Source organism: Curtobacterium sp. MCSS17_011 (assembly GCF_003224275.1).
GTDB lineage: Bacteria > Actinomycetota > Actinomycetes > Actinomycetales > Microbacteriaceae > Curtobacterium.
Genome location: NZ_QKLE01000028.1, coordinates 35,230 through 47,068, shown reverse-complemented (window position 1 = coordinate 47,068; position 11,839 = coordinate 35,230). Strand labels below are relative to the sequence as shown.

The 11,839-nt window shown below is 70.6% G+C and carries 15 protein-coding genes; 8 read left to right on the top strand and 7 right to left on the bottom strand.

Translation table 11 applies throughout. The features are described 5' to 3' along the window. Positions 1 to 736 (bottom strand): SWIM zinc finger domain-containing protein (locus DEJ17_RS15025; RefSeq protein WP_181421231.1); only part of this gene is annotated, 736 nt, incomplete at its 3' end. 435 nt (positions 737 to 1,171) lie between these two features. Here DEJ17_RS15025 and DEJ17_RS15015 point away from each other — a divergent pair. Next, positions 1,172 to 2,155 carry an AraC family transcriptional regulator gene (locus DEJ17_RS15015; protein WP_110894988.1) on the top strand — a complete coding sequence of 328 codons (984 nt, stop codon included), beginning with the start codon at positions 1,172 to 1,174 and terminating at the stop codon, positions 2,153 to 2,155. A 52-nt stretch (positions 2,156 to 2,207) separates the two neighbouring features. Here the strand turns inward: DEJ17_RS15015 and DEJ17_RS15010 are convergent, their stop codons facing one another. After that, the gene (locus tag DEJ17_RS15010; RefSeq protein ID WP_110894987.1) at positions 2,208 to 3,620 is read right to left on the bottom strand and encodes an amino acid permease; all 1,413 of its coding nucleotides are present in this window, start codon (positions 3,618 to 3,620) and stop codon (positions 2,208 to 2,210) included. A gap of 212 nt (positions 3,621 to 3,832) precedes the next feature. Here DEJ17_RS15010 and DEJ17_RS15005 point away from each other — a divergent pair, with 212 nt between their 5' ends. Then, the gene (locus DEJ17_RS15005; protein ID WP_110894986.1) at positions 3,833 to 4,333 is read left to right on the top strand and encodes a DUF427 domain-containing protein; all 501 of its coding nucleotides are present in this window, start codon (positions 3,833 to 3,835) and stop codon (positions 4,331 to 4,333) included. A 7-nt stretch (positions 4,334 to 4,340) separates the two neighbouring features. Here DEJ17_RS15005 and DEJ17_RS15000 read toward each other — a convergent pair whose 3' ends face one another. After that, a complete protein-coding gene (locus DEJ17_RS15000; protein ID WP_110894985.1) occupies positions 4,341 to 4,673 on the bottom strand; it encodes a hypothetical protein in 333 nt (110 codons plus the stop codon). Between the two features lie 90 nt (positions 4,674 to 4,763). Between DEJ17_RS15000 and DEJ17_RS18115 the strand changes: the two genes are divergently transcribed. The 3 genes from DEJ17_RS18115 (at position 4,764) to DEJ17_RS14985 (ending at position 6,132) form a co-directional block, all read left to right on the top strand. Beyond that, positions 4,764 to 5,144 carry a hypothetical protein gene (locus DEJ17_RS18115; RefSeq protein WP_110894984.1) on the top strand — a complete coding sequence of 127 codons (381 nt, stop codon included), beginning with the start codon at positions 4,764 to 4,766 and terminating at the stop codon, positions 5,142 to 5,144. Then, complete coding sequence (locus tag DEJ17_RS17980; RefSeq protein WP_258366839.1) at positions 5,117 to 5,602, top strand: DUF6264 family protein; 486 nt, start codon at positions 5,117 to 5,119, stop codon at positions 5,600 to 5,602. Before DEJ17_RS18115 ends, DEJ17_RS17980 begins: the two co-directional genes overlap by 28 nt. 95 nt (positions 5,603 to 5,697) lie before the next feature. Continuing rightward, on the top strand, positions 5,698 to 6,132 hold the full coding sequence (locus tag DEJ17_RS14985; RefSeq protein WP_110894982.1) for a hypothetical protein: 435 nt from the start codon (positions 5,698 to 5,700) through the stop codon (positions 6,130 to 6,132). A 4-nt stretch (positions 6,133 to 6,136) separates the two neighbouring features. Here the strand turns inward: DEJ17_RS14985 and DEJ17_RS14980 are convergent, their stop codons facing one another. Together DEJ17_RS14980 and DEJ17_RS14975 are read right to left on the bottom strand one after the other, a co-directional pair. Beyond that, a complete protein-coding gene (locus tag DEJ17_RS14980; protein WP_110894981.1) occupies positions 6,137 to 6,757 on the bottom strand; it encodes a hypothetical protein in 621 nt (206 codons plus the stop codon). Between the two features lie 354 nt (positions 6,758 to 7,111). Continuing rightward, entirely contained in the window at positions 7,112 to 8,566 is a 1,455-nt protein-coding gene (locus DEJ17_RS14975) for an APC family permease (protein WP_110894980.1), read from the bottom strand. Positions 8,567 to 8,664: 98 nt separating this feature from the next. Between DEJ17_RS14975 and DEJ17_RS14970 the strand changes: the two genes are divergently transcribed. Beyond that, the gene (locus DEJ17_RS14970; protein ID WP_110894979.1) at positions 8,665 to 9,093 is read left to right on the top strand and encodes a DUF6892 domain-containing protein; all 429 of its coding nucleotides are present in this window, start codon (positions 8,665 to 8,667) and stop codon (positions 9,091 to 9,093) included. Between the two features lie 29 nt (positions 9,094 to 9,122). On the opposite strand, the gene DEJ17_RS14965 is transcribed toward DEJ17_RS14970, so the two are convergent. Both DEJ17_RS14965 and DEJ17_RS14960 read right to left on the bottom strand, forming a co-directional pair. Beyond that, positions 9,123 to 9,734: a uracil-DNA glycosylase gene (locus DEJ17_RS14965; RefSeq protein ID WP_110894978.1), complete on the bottom strand. Its 612-nt coding sequence runs from the start codon at positions 9,732 to 9,734 to the stop codon at positions 9,123 to 9,125. Beyond that, positions 9,731 to 10,933 (bottom strand): glycosyltransferase, encoded by a 1,203-nt coding sequence (locus DEJ17_RS14960; RefSeq protein WP_110894977.1) that lies wholly within the window; start codon positions 10,931 to 10,933, stop codon positions 9,731 to 9,733. The genes DEJ17_RS14965 and DEJ17_RS14960 overlap by 4 nt, the downstream gene beginning before the upstream one ends. A 110-nt stretch (positions 10,934 to 11,043) precedes the next feature. On the opposite strand from DEJ17_RS14960, the gene DEJ17_RS17875 reads away from it, so the two are divergent. Beyond that, complete coding sequence (locus DEJ17_RS17875; protein ID WP_146245006.1) at positions 11,044 to 11,235, top strand: antitoxin VbhA family protein; 192 nt, start codon at positions 11,044 to 11,046, stop codon at positions 11,233 to 11,235. A gap of 116 nt (positions 11,236 to 11,351) precedes the next feature. Beyond that, positions 11,352 to 11,831: a Fic family protein gene (locus DEJ17_RS17870; RefSeq protein ID WP_181421229.1), complete on the top strand. Its 480-nt coding sequence runs from the start codon at positions 11,352 to 11,354 to the stop codon at positions 11,829 to 11,831. The last annotated feature ends 8 nt before the right edge of the window (positions 11,832 to 11,839 follow it).

The window sequence follows — 11,839 nt, the reverse complement described above, 5'->3', positions numbered from 1 at the left end:
GACTCCGGAAGTCGTCGAGGTGCAGCCAGTCGCTCTCGCCGGGCAGCCCTGCGAGCTGTCCGGCACGGTGCAGGGCCGCGAGCTGCAGGAACCAGGCGTGCTGTTCGGCACCGACGCCGAGCCGGTTCTGCGAGTAGGGGAGCGTGCCCCAGGTCAGCTGCCCGCGCACCCAGTTGCCGGCGTCGCTGCGGGTGACCGGACGGACCCCGAGCCGCACGCTGCGGGACGGCGCCGGCAGGGCGCGGCCGGCGGCACGCGCTCGCGAGGCGAGCTTCGCGGGGACCGCGTCACGCAACTCGAACTGCAGTCCCATCCGCGTGCCCTGCGGCGTGGGGGGCTGCGCGTCGTCGTCGCCGGCGAGGCGGGCGAGGTCGTGCCTCCAGTCCGAAGGCGGCGGAGCCGGCGTTTCCGGGCGTGGGCCGGCGTTCGCGGCGAGGGCACGCGCGTTGATGGTGAGCAGCGCGGCTGCCACGTGCTTGCAGTCGCCGCCGAGCGGGCAGGTGCAGGTGCTGCGCACCGGGCGGACGAAGTCGCCGCGCGCCGGGGTGGTGTCGACGCGCAGTTCGTAGGGGTCGTCGGCGGTGCCGGAGACGACCGCGGTGACCGTGCCGTCGTCGTCGTGCCAGGTGGCGTCGTCCACCAGACCGGCACGCACGACGTCTCGTGCGCGGCCGAAGGTCTGCGGCCCGACGAAGCGGATGACGTCGACGGCGTCGATCATCGGGGCAGCTGGCACAGGTCAATCGTGCCAGCCACCACCGACGATCCGCACCGCCACCCTGTGCGCCGCACATGCGACAGGGCTAGCGTCCAACTCGGAGGGCGACGACCGTGCTCCACGGAACCGATTGGAAACCATGCCGGACCGACTGCGGTGGGTACGCGACTCGGAGGACCACTGGAACGTGTGGCTCGACTCTGAGGTCGTGTGCGACATCACCCGGACCGACACGTACAACGTCGATTCGCCGGACCACACGTTGACCGGAGGGCACTCGTCCTTCGAGAGCGCAGCGGCGCAGGTGCACGGCTGGGTTCGCTGGACCGGCCGTTAGGCCGCGGAACGCAACCTGGTTGTAGGACCACCCGCTGCTCCCTAGCGTGAGAGGGCAGGCTGGGGACCACCCGGAGGTGACCACACCGCTCTGCTCCAGGAGAGAGAGGTGTTCCCATGACCGACACGACCGAGTCGCAGTCGCCTGTCCACCTGCCTGCTCCACCACGCTCGCTCGTCGCCGTGGCCGGCCAGGACACCGACGAAGCCATCAGCTCGCTCGCCGGCATGTACGCGGGCAAGGCCTGGTACTCCCGGGCCCTCGACCAGGACTACTGGTTCAAGTACGTCGGCGTCGGTGACGAACGGCTGAGCATCCGCCGTTCCCAGATGCACGGGTACCTGCGGGGAGACGTCGCCACCGAGGGCGAGGTCGTCGTGCAGTGGCTCGAGCGCGGTGAGGCCCGCGTCGACGTCGGCCGCGACGAGGTGCGCATGCAGCCGGGCGTCCCCACCATGTTCCCCGTCGAGCGCCGGTTCGAGATGGAGTACCAGGACTGGGACCAGCGCCTGGTGCACCTGCGCCGCGACCTGGTGCTCGACGTCGCCGCCGAGGACCACCTGGTCGACGGCACCATGGCCTTCGACACCACCGTCGCGCCGGACCCCTCCGCGGTGGCCCTGTGGCGCACCGCCGTGTCCGGTGCGCTCCGCGCGCTGCGCGAGGAGGGCGAGGGGTCCCTCGCCTGGCACGAGGCGCAGCGTGACGTCGCCCGTGCCCTGTTCCGGATCTACCCGCTGCAGGCCGAACGGTTCCCCGCGGGCTACGGCACCCGCAGCGACGGACGGCTCCGGGCCGCGGTCGAGTTCATCCAGGCGCACGCGCACGAGCCCCTGACCGTCGCCGACATCGCGCAGGCCGCGGGGCTGAGCATCCGCGGGATCCAGGAGTCGTTCCAGCGGGCGTTCGAGCGCTCGCCGATGACGTACCTGCGCGAGGTGCGGCTCGGTCGCGTGCACGAGGAGCTGCGGATCCTCGACCCGCAGGCGACCTCGGTGGCCGACGTCGCGCGGCGCTGGGGGTTCGCGCACATGGGGCGGTTCGCCTCGGTGTACGCGAACCGGTTCGGGGAGTACCCGCGGGAGACGTTGCGGCGCTGAACGGCGCGGTCGCAGTCGGCGTTGGCTGTGCGCGGCGCTTCGTCGGCTGTGCTCAGCGCTTCGCCTGCTCGGCCAGCTTGCTGTGCTTCCGCGAGTACCCGAAGTAGACGCCGAGCCCGATCGCGAACCAGATCGCGAACCGCACCCACGTCTCCCACTGCAGGAACGTGACGAGCCACAGCGACGCGATGACGCCGATGATCGGGATGACGGGCATGAACGGCAGCCGGAACTGGCGGTCAAGGTCGGGCTGCCGGTAGCGCAGCACCACCACGGCCGAGCACACGACCACGAACGCGAGCAGGATGCCGATGTTCGTGAGTTCGGCGACGACGCCGATCGGCAGCACGCCGGCCAGGATCGCCGACGCGATGCCGAGGATCCACGTCACCCGGGTCGGCACGTGGCGCTTCGGGTCGGTCTTCGCGAACCACTTCGGCATCAGGCCGTCGCGGCTCATCGAGAACCAGACGCGCGAGGCACCGAGCATGAAGGTGACGAGCACCGTGACGATGCCGACGATGGCACCGATCGCGATGACGTTGGCGACACCGCCGAGCCCGACCGACGCGAACGCCGACGAGAAGCCCGAGGCCGGAACGATGTCCTTGTAGTTCTGCATCCCGGTGAGCACGAGCGTCGCGAGCACGTACAGGACCATCGAGATGCCGAGGGACAGCAGGATCGCCTTCGGCATGTGCCTGCGGGCGTCGGTGGACTCCTCGGCCGCGGTGGACATGGCGTCGTAGCCGAACACGGCGAAGAACACCGTGGCGGCACCGGTCATCACGCCGCCGAAGCCGAACGGGAAGTACGGGGAGTAGTTCGCGCTGTTGATGTGGAACACCCCGAGCACCACGATGAGCACGACGAGCGCCACCTTGATGCCGACGGCGACGAACTCGAACCGGGCGGCGCTCCGGATGCCGCGCGTGAGCACGAAGGCGGTGAGCAGGCACAGGGCGATCGCGAAGACGTCGATCACGTGGCCGTCACCGGTGCCCGGGGCTCCGAGCATCCAGGCGGGCAGGTCGATGCCGAACTGGCCGACCAGGAACCCCACGTAGCCGGAGATGCCGATCGCGACCACCGCCACGATCGCCGTGTACTCGAGCAGCAGGTCCCAGCCGATGAACCACCCCACGATCTCCCCGAGCACCGCGTAGCCGTAGGTGTACGCGCTGCCGGCCTTCGGGATGAGCCCGGCGAACTCGGCGTACGACAGTGCAGCGGCGGCGCTCGCGACCCCGGCGACCAGGAAGCTGATCAGCACCGCGGGTCCGGCGACGCCGTTCGCGACGGTGCCGGCGAGGGTGAAGATGCCGGCACCGATGATGCCGCCGATGCCGATCGCGGTGAGCTGCCACAGACCGAGGTGCCGTTTCAGGCCGCCCTCGCCCCCGGCCTCGTCATCGATGGTGTCGATGGGCTTCCGTCGGAACAGGGTGCGTGTCGTCGTCGTCACCCGCCCATGGTGTACCCGGAGGCGATTCCGCGCACGCCCGCACGCGGGCGGTCGCGGGCGTTCGCGGCGGCCCGGGTGGGGTTTCGCGCTGGGCGACACTTCTCGCGCCGCCGCGCGCGTGAGGTGTCGCTGGGCGCGAAAGGTCGGGCGCACGGACGTGCACGCCCGCGCGCACGCGGCTGCACCGCAGGCACCGGGCGTAGACCTGGAGCATGCGCCACCCGAAGAGGACAGAGCCCGGCCCCGGCCAGGAGTCCGTCTGGGACTACCCCCGCCCGCCCGCCGTCGAGCGGGTCGCCGCCCGCGTCGTCGTCCGCCTCGGCGGTACGGTCGTCGCCGACACGACGGACGCTGTCCGCGTGCTCGAGACCTCGCACCCGCCGGTCTACTACCTGCCGATGGCCGACCTGGCCGAGGGTGCGCTCGTCGGGGCGCCGGGTTCGAGCATGTGCGAGTTCAAGGGCCTGGCGCGGTACTTCGACATCGTCGGCGGGGACGGGACGGTCGCGAGCCGTGCCGCCTGGAACTACCCGACGCCCGTGGCCGGCTACGAGTCGCTGCGGGAACGGGTCGCGATCTACCCGTCGGCGATGGACTCGTGCGAGGTCGGCGGCGAACGGGTCCAGGCGCAGGAGGGCGACTTCTACGGCGGCTGGATCACGGCGGACATCGTCGGGCCGTTCAAGGGCGCGCCCGGCACGCTCGGCTGGTGACCCGGCGTCAGCGGTTGGCGTACGGCGACCAGAACGGCGGCGGGAACGCGCCGCCCGTCACGATCACGAGCACCTGCCAGACGAGCATGACGAGCCCGGCTGCCCCGATCACGATGCCGATCCACGACCACACCTGCACCGCCCGACGGCGACCGGCGATCCGGATCGCCCGCCAGCCGCTCAGCACGCACACCAGCCCGAACACGGCAGCGAGCAGCACGTGCCGCACGGTCGACTGCGCGGGCACGATGATGCCGAGGTAGAACGCGACCGGTCCGAGCAACACCGCGAAGGTCGCCGGAGCCGCCGGCGGTTCGTGGTCCCGAGCGACTGCTCCCATGGACCGCATGTTAGCGAGTGAACCTCGCTTCGTACACGTCCAGGTCGCGCAGCGCGGGCATCCGATCGAGGGAGCGGGCACCATGGGGGCATGCGTTCTGTCTTCCGCGTCCTGCTCGGCTTGGCCCTCGTCGTCGCGGGCACGAGTCACCTCACCTTCGCGCGCAAGGAGTTCACGGCGCAGGTGCCCGACTTCGTCCCCCTGGACGACGACGCGACGGTGCTCGCGTCGGGGGTGGCGGAGATCACACTCGGGTCGGCGCTGGCGCTCGCCCCGAAGCCGGCCCGCCGCTTCGTCGGCTCGGTCGCGGCCCTGTTCTTCACGGTCATCTTCCCCGGCAACCTGTCGCAGTGGGTCAACCGTCGCGACGCCTTCGGCCTGGACAGCGACGAGAAGCGCTTCGTCCGCCTGTTCGGCCAGCCCGTCCTCATCGCGCTCGCCCTCTGGTCGACGCGTGGTCGGCGCTCCTGATGGGCGCGCCCGCGCGACGCACCGACCCGGCCTCCGGCGTGGGTCCCGGCTCGGGCCCCGATCCGCTCGGGTCCGGCCCGGCACGCTTCGGTCGGGAGGCCCGGCACCCCCTGGCAGGGCGAGCTCGCGTCGCGGACGTGGTCGCCTCCACCGCCCTGCTCGTGGTGCTCACGGTCGGTGCGTTGGCAGCGGGGTGGGGGATCAAGCTCATGTCGCTCGCGTTCGTGTCGTGCGCGGCGCCGGGCAACACCTGCAACGAGACGCTGGGCGACTCGGTGGTCGTCGTGGGGCCGATCATCGTGGCGGCGGTGCTGGTCGCGACGCTCGCGGTCTGCGTGCTGCGGCTCGTGCGGCGGCGGCTGACCTGGCCGGTGGTGCTCGTCGGCATGGCGGCGATCGTCGCGGTGTTCTTCGCCTCGCTGCTCCTCGTCGACAGCTCGGTCACGCACGGCATCTAGGCGTTCGTTCCTCCACAGGCGGGGATTGTCGAGCTGCTCTCCACAGAAGCTTGCGTCCGCCTCGGTGGAGGTGGTTCGGCGGTCACGCTGGAGCCATGCCTGACACCGAGATGCTCGACCGCCTGATCCGTGAACCCGTTCGCACCGACGACGACGTCGTCGCACTCGTGGAAGCCGTCGTCGAACGGCCCCTGCGCCGACAGTGCTGGGTGCTGTTCCTCGACGACCGCGGGATGTCGATCCCGTTCCTGCTGCCGATCGCCGACCTGCCGTACTCGCCGGACGAACACGTCGACGACTTCGCGGCCCTGATCGCCGACATCGTGGCGCAGCTCGGTGCCGTCGACGTCGTGCTCGTGTGGGAGCGCCCCGACGCCGACCGGCTCTACCCGGTGGACTGGGAGTGGGTCGACGCCTGCGCGTGCGCCCTCGACGAGCAGTCGGTCCGGCTCCGCGCCCAGGTCGTCGTGCACTCCGGGGGAGCCGCGATCGTCGAGTTCGACGACGACACGCAGGCGGTGGCGTCGTGAGCGGTCAGCCCTGGGGAGCGGCGTCCGGCACGTCCTGGCCGGTGAGCTCCTCGACGATCGCCTTCGCCTGCGGCCACGACTTCGCGTAGTGGTCGGGGTCCGAGTTGATCTGCACCGCGTGCGCCATCTGCGTCGGGCTCATCGTCTTCCAGCCCGGCACCTTCACCAGCTTCGCGTAGAACATCGACGCGGCCGTGTACGGGTCCATCCGCTGCTCGTACGTGCCCCAGGCGCCGTTGTCGCGCTGCTGGAACAGGCCTCGGCTGTCCGGACCCGCTGCATCGCCGTGGTCCAGGTTCACCAGGCTCGACTCGCCGATCGCGGTCATCACCCCGACGGCCTGCGTGTGCGGGCCGATGCCGAGCGCCTGGGCGGCCTGGATCACGTACGCGGCGTTCACCAGGCGGTCCTGGCAGAAGCCGCCGACGGGTCCGGCCGGCACGACCATCCCGCCGATCGTCTTCGACGCAACGGCCGGGCACGCGGGAGTCGGGGTGGCGGCGCTCGACTTCGCGATGCCGGCGATCGAGTTGACCGCGATCACCACGAGGACGACCACGCCGATGCCGACCGCCACGATCCCGGCGCCGAACACCGAGGCGAGGGTGATGCCGACACGGCGCATGACGGGACCTCTCGACGGGCGGGGCGGGCGGAGCAGGATGGGCAGCACGAGCGTACGGGCGCCTCCTGGGAAGCATGCGGCGGCCCGCCGTGGTCGCACGTTCGGGGATCGGGGTTCGCCGCCGGTTGCTCGCCCCGGGTCGGGTGCATCCCCGGCAACGAGTGACGGTTCTGGTTCACGAAGCGCAGGGCTTCGCGAACCAGAACCGTCATGGGTCATTCGTGCACGGCGGTCACCGCCCGCGTCGACCGTCCTGTCGACCCCGACCCCGACGCAGGCGCCAGCCTCCGGCGGACAGCGACAGCGCGGCGATCACCGCGATGACGATGGTCCAGATGACACTGGTCGCGTCCATCAGACGTCGCGGTGGTCGTGCGGCGGGCGCTGCACCTTCGTCGGCTCCGTCACGAGTCCGGTCGGGGCCTTCTCGGCCTGCTTCCGCCCGTGGGTGAACCAGGTCAGGATCCAGAGCAGCACGCCCAGGGAGAGCAGGGCACCGGCGATCTGGTACTGCTGCGGGTCACGTCCGGACGAGAACGGCATGACGAGCCACAGGCACGTGACGATGCCGATGACCGGGATGATCACGCCGGCGCGGAAGTGCTTGTGGTCGACCTTGTCGCGGCGCAGCACGAGCACGGTCACGTTCACGACGGCGAACACCGTCAGCAGCAACAGCGAGGTGGTGCCACCGAGGACGACGACGATGGGGGAGTCCGGGTCGAGCGAGACCCACCCGATCAGCAGCAGCGAGATGAGCGTGGTGAAGACGATCGCGGTCGACGGGGTGCGACGGGCGGGGGAGATGCGGGACAGGAAGCCCGGCAGCACGCCCTGCTTGCTCATGCCGTAGAGCAGGCGCGACGCCATCATCATGTTGATCAGGGCGGTGTTGGCGACGGCGAACATCGAGATGAAGGGCAGCAGGTCCGCGATCGGGAAGTCCGGCGCGGCGGTCTGCACGACGGTGACGAGCGGGGTCTCGTTGCCGGCGAGCTCACCGATCGGCACGACGGCCACGGCGCAGATGGACACGAGGACGTAGATCACGGCGGTGATGCCGAGGCCGGTGAGCATGATCTTCGGGAAGATGCGCGAGGGGTCCTTCGTCTCCTCGGCCATGTTGACCGAGTCCTCGAACCCGACCATGGCGAAGAACGCCAGCGACGTCGCGGTGCTGATCGACAGCAGCAGGGACTTGTCCTCCGGTGTCTCGAACATCACGACGCGCGAGAAGTCCGCGTTGCCGCCCGCGATCGCCCAGAACCCGATCAGGATCACCATGACGAGACCGGACAGCTCGACCAGCGTCAGCACGACGTTCGTCTTGACGCTTTCGCTCACACCGCGGAAGTTGATGAACATCACGGCGAGCATGAACCCCATCGCGATGAGCATCACCACGCCGTTCGGCAGTTCGATGCCGAACCCGGCGCCCAGGTTCGCCGCGAACGCCCGCGATGCCGTCGACGCCGACGTGATCCCGGAACACATCACGATGAACGTCACGATGAAGGTGACGAAGTGGATGCCGAACGCCTTGTGCACGTAGAGGGCGGCGCCGGCGGTCTGGGGGTACTTCGTCACGAGTTCGAGGTACGAGAACGCCGTCAGCAGCGCGACCGCGAACGCGATGAGGAAGGGGAGCCACGCTGCCCCGCCGACCTCGGCCGCGACCTGGCCGGTGAGCGCGTAGACACCCGTGCCGAGGATGTCGCCGACGATGAACAGCAGCAGGAGCTTGGGACCGATGACCCGGCGGAGCTCGTGCTGCTCCTGCTGTGGGCGGTCCGTCTTGGTGGTGGCCATGCGTCACCCTTGCGCGCGAGATGCCTTGCTGTCCAGTCCCACAGGAAGGTTTCTCTCGATCGCAACACGGTCGCTCGTCGACGGATACGCTCCGGGCCATGGACCAGCAGTCGAACACCACCGAGGAGCCCATCGAGTTCGCGGACTTCAACGCGAAGCTCCTGGTGCTCGACGTCCTCTGCTACGACCTCGACGTCCTCGAGCCCTACGACCCGGACGCCGAGGACGAGACCGACGAGGACCTCGACGTCGACGGGCAGGACGACCGGGCGCGCGAGTACTACGACGACCTCGACCTGCTGCCGTCGCACCTGTCGCTCGTCACCGAGATCACCGTGGACTCCGACCTCGAGGTGCTGCAGGACGTCCACCCCGGCTGGGACGGCTCGGACGACCGCTTCGACCCGCAGAACTGGGACGACCTGCTCGACCTGCCGGAGCTCCGCACCGTGTACGCCGCCGCACCGCTGCCGGCCCACGTCGCCGAGCGGCTCGCGGCCAAGGGTGTCGAGGTCCGCTCCGCCTGAGCGGGACGCGCGCGGGATCGACCAGCTGGCTAGCGGTCCAGCGCCCGCAGCTGGTCGGTGAACTGCTTCGCGCCGCCCTGCGCCGGGTGCCGCACGGCGATCGCCTCGATGCCCGCCAGGGCGAGCGCCCCTTGCGCCTTCCGACCGACGGCGACCACCCGGACCCGGTCCACCCCGCCCAGGGCCTCCAGCAGCGCGAGCGCGACGGGCGCGCCCGAGCGGACCTCCGTGGGTCGGGGCGTTCGGTTCGTCAGCCTGTCGGGTACCACGAAGGGGTGGTGCGGGAAGATCGCCCACGTGACCGGGAGCGCACCGCGCCAGCCCTCCAGCGCAGCGTGCACGACGCGGGACGACGCCTCCCACGGCGCGGTCGGCTCCGGCAGCACGAGGTACTCGGGTCCGAGCTCGCGCATGCTCGTGAACGGCACACCCGTGTTCGTCATGCCACGCCAGCCCGGGGCCTCGGCCACGAGCAGCGTGTCGGCCGCCGGCCCGGACCGCTCCAGGTACCGCGTCAGGTTCGCACGCCGCAGCCGGCCCTCGGCCGATCCGACGTCGTAGAGCGCCTCGGCGTCCGGCTCCACGGGCACGGCGTCGATCGCCGCCCAGAACGCGGCGAACCGACCGCCCGACCCGCTCACGAGCGCCCGAGCACCCGGCGGTAGACGTCCTCGAGCCCCGCGGCGGACCGCTCCCAGCTCAGCCGCTCCGCGTGCTCCCGCCCCGCTGCAGCGAGCCCGGCGGCGTACGGCGCATCCGTCAGGATCCGCTCGATCTCCGCCGCCCAGTCGTGCGGGTCACGGGACTCGAGCACGACGCCCGTCTCCCCGTCGACCACGGCCTCACGCAGGCCCCCTGCAGCGGCGGCCACGACCGGCACCCCGGAAGCGGAGCCCTCGAGCGCGACGAGCCCGTACGTCTCGGAGTGGGACGGCACGAGCACGGCTGCCGCGCCACGGAACAGGAACGCCAGGTCGGCACGCGACTGCGGGCCGATGAAGGTGACGTGGTCGGCGATGCCCCGCGCGTCGGCGAGCCGACGCAGTTCGTCCACGTAGTCGCCGGCCTCACTCGAGACGTCGCCCGCGATGACCAACGTGGGGCGGGCCTCCAGACTGATGTCGGCGATCGCCTCGATCGCCAGGTCCAGTCCCTTGAGCGGCTGCACGCGTGCCGCCGCGACGACGTAGGGGGTGGCGGCTCGGCGCGCACCGACCGCGGCGGGGCGGAAGACGGACCCGTCGACCCCCGGCGGCACGATCCAGATCCGGGCGTCGTCGCCGCCGAGCCGGGTCCGCACGGTCGAGGCCTCGGCCTCGGACACCACGACCACGGCGTCCGACTCGCGAGCCAGCAGTTCCTCGCCGGCGATGCGGCCGGCGGACTCGGGGCGCTCGCCCTCGGACAGCGGTGTGGCCGGGTCGGCGGCGATGGAGTGGAACGACTGCACGTGGGGGATGCCGCGCTCGCGGGCGACGGGCAGCGCGGCGGCACCGGAGAACCAGTGGTGCGAGTGCAGCACGTCGAACGGCCCGAGCTGCTCCAGCTCGTGACGGAACGGCTCGATGAACGCGTCGTGCTCACCCTTCGGTACCGGCTCGGCCGGCCCCGCGGACAGGAACCGCAGGCACACACCCGGTACGAGCGACACCGAGTCCGGCTGCGTCGGCGCGGACCGGCGCGTGATGATGTCCACGTGGTGGCCCAGGTCGGCCAGCGCCTCGGCCTGGTGCCGGACGACGACGTTCATGCCGCCGACCTCGCCCGAACCTGGTTCGTCTCCGGGGGAGGTGTGCAGCGACACCAGCCCGATGTGCAGGGGTTCGGTCGTCGTGCTCACCGCTCAACCCTAGCCGCGCGGCCTCCGCTGCGACGGGCGTGCGGGCGCCACCACGACGGGCCGTCCTGGCGGGTCTGGAACACGTGGGCGCCCCGGCGTAGCATTGGTGCATGCCCAAGCGAATGGTTCGGACCGTCTCCGGCTCGGAGCGCGTCAAGCGGACGCGCGCCGTCGCTGCGGTGATCCACTCCGGGCGACTCGAAGGCTTCAAGGACAACCCCGAGTGGATCCGGTACATGGACCGCTTCGCGAAGGGCGAGATCAGTCGCGAGGAGCTCCGGGCTTTCGCGCACCGTCGGTGAGTCCTCGACCCGACGGCGGGTACTACGACGACCAGTACGTCCTCCGCAACAAGTTCGGGGCCACGAGCCGTGATCAACTCGCGGAACTCGAGGTCCCCGAGGTGCAGGACCGAGAGTTGGACCTCCTGCTCGGTGAGGTTCCCGGACTCGCGGGGCTCCTGCCATCGGAACGGGTGCGCCGTATCCACGCCCATCTCTTCCAGGACGTCTACGTCTGGGCAGGTGAGTACCGGCTCGACGGCATCGCGAAGAACCCTGTCGAACCGTTCCTGGTGCCTGAACTGATCCCCGCACGGATGGCCCGGCTGGACGATGAGCTCGCTTCGCCCCGGATGCCGGAGCGTCCTCTGGACTTCTTGACCGAACAGTTCGCGACGCTCAACTACATCCATCCCTTCATGGAGGGCAACGGGCGAACCCAGCGGGAGTTCTGGCGCGAGTACGCGGCCGAGCGCGGTGTCGTGCTCGACTGGCGGAGGGTCACGACGAATGAGAACCATCACGCCGCCCGCCGGTCGATGCTCGGTGACTTGCAACCCCTTCGCGAACTCCTCACGAAGGTGATCTGCACGGCGGCAGCAACGGGCGAGATCTGATCCTTCTC

Excerpts from the sequence above, each read along its gene's own strand:
- DEJ17_RS15015 (WP_110894988.1), top strand. The coding sequence starts at position 1,172 with ATGACCGACACGACCGAGTCGCAGTCGCCTGTCCACCTGCCTGCTCCA.
- DEJ17_RS15005 (WP_110894986.1), top strand. The coding sequence starts at position 3,833 with ATGCGCCACCCGAAGAGGACAGAGCCCGGCCCCGGCCAGGAGTCCGTC.
- DEJ17_RS15000 (WP_110894985.1), bottom strand. The coding sequence starts at position 4,673 with ATGGGAGCAGTCGCTCGGGACCACGAACCGCCGGCGGCTCCGGCGACC.
- DEJ17_RS18115 (WP_110894984.1), top strand. The coding sequence starts at position 4,764 with ATGCGTTCTGTCTTCCGCGTCCTGCTCGGCTTGGCCCTCGTCGTCGCG.
- DEJ17_RS14985 (WP_110894982.1), top strand. The coding sequence starts at position 5,698 with ATGCCTGACACCGAGATGCTCGACCGCCTGATCCGTGAACCCGTTCGC.
- DEJ17_RS14980 (WP_110894981.1), bottom strand. The coding sequence starts at position 6,757 with ATGCGCCGTGTCGGCATCACCCTCGCCTCGGTGTTCGGCGCCGGGATC.
- DEJ17_RS14975 (WP_110894980.1), bottom strand. The coding sequence starts at position 8,566 with ATGGCCACCACCAAGACGGACCGCCCACAGCAGGAGCAGCACGAGCTC.
- DEJ17_RS14970 (WP_110894979.1), top strand. The coding sequence starts at position 8,665 with ATGGACCAGCAGTCGAACACCACCGAGGAGCCCATCGAGTTCGCGGAC.
- DEJ17_RS17875 (WP_146245006.1), top strand. The coding sequence starts at position 11,044 with ATGCCCAAGCGAATGGTTCGGACCGTCTCCGGCTCGGAGCGCGTCAAG.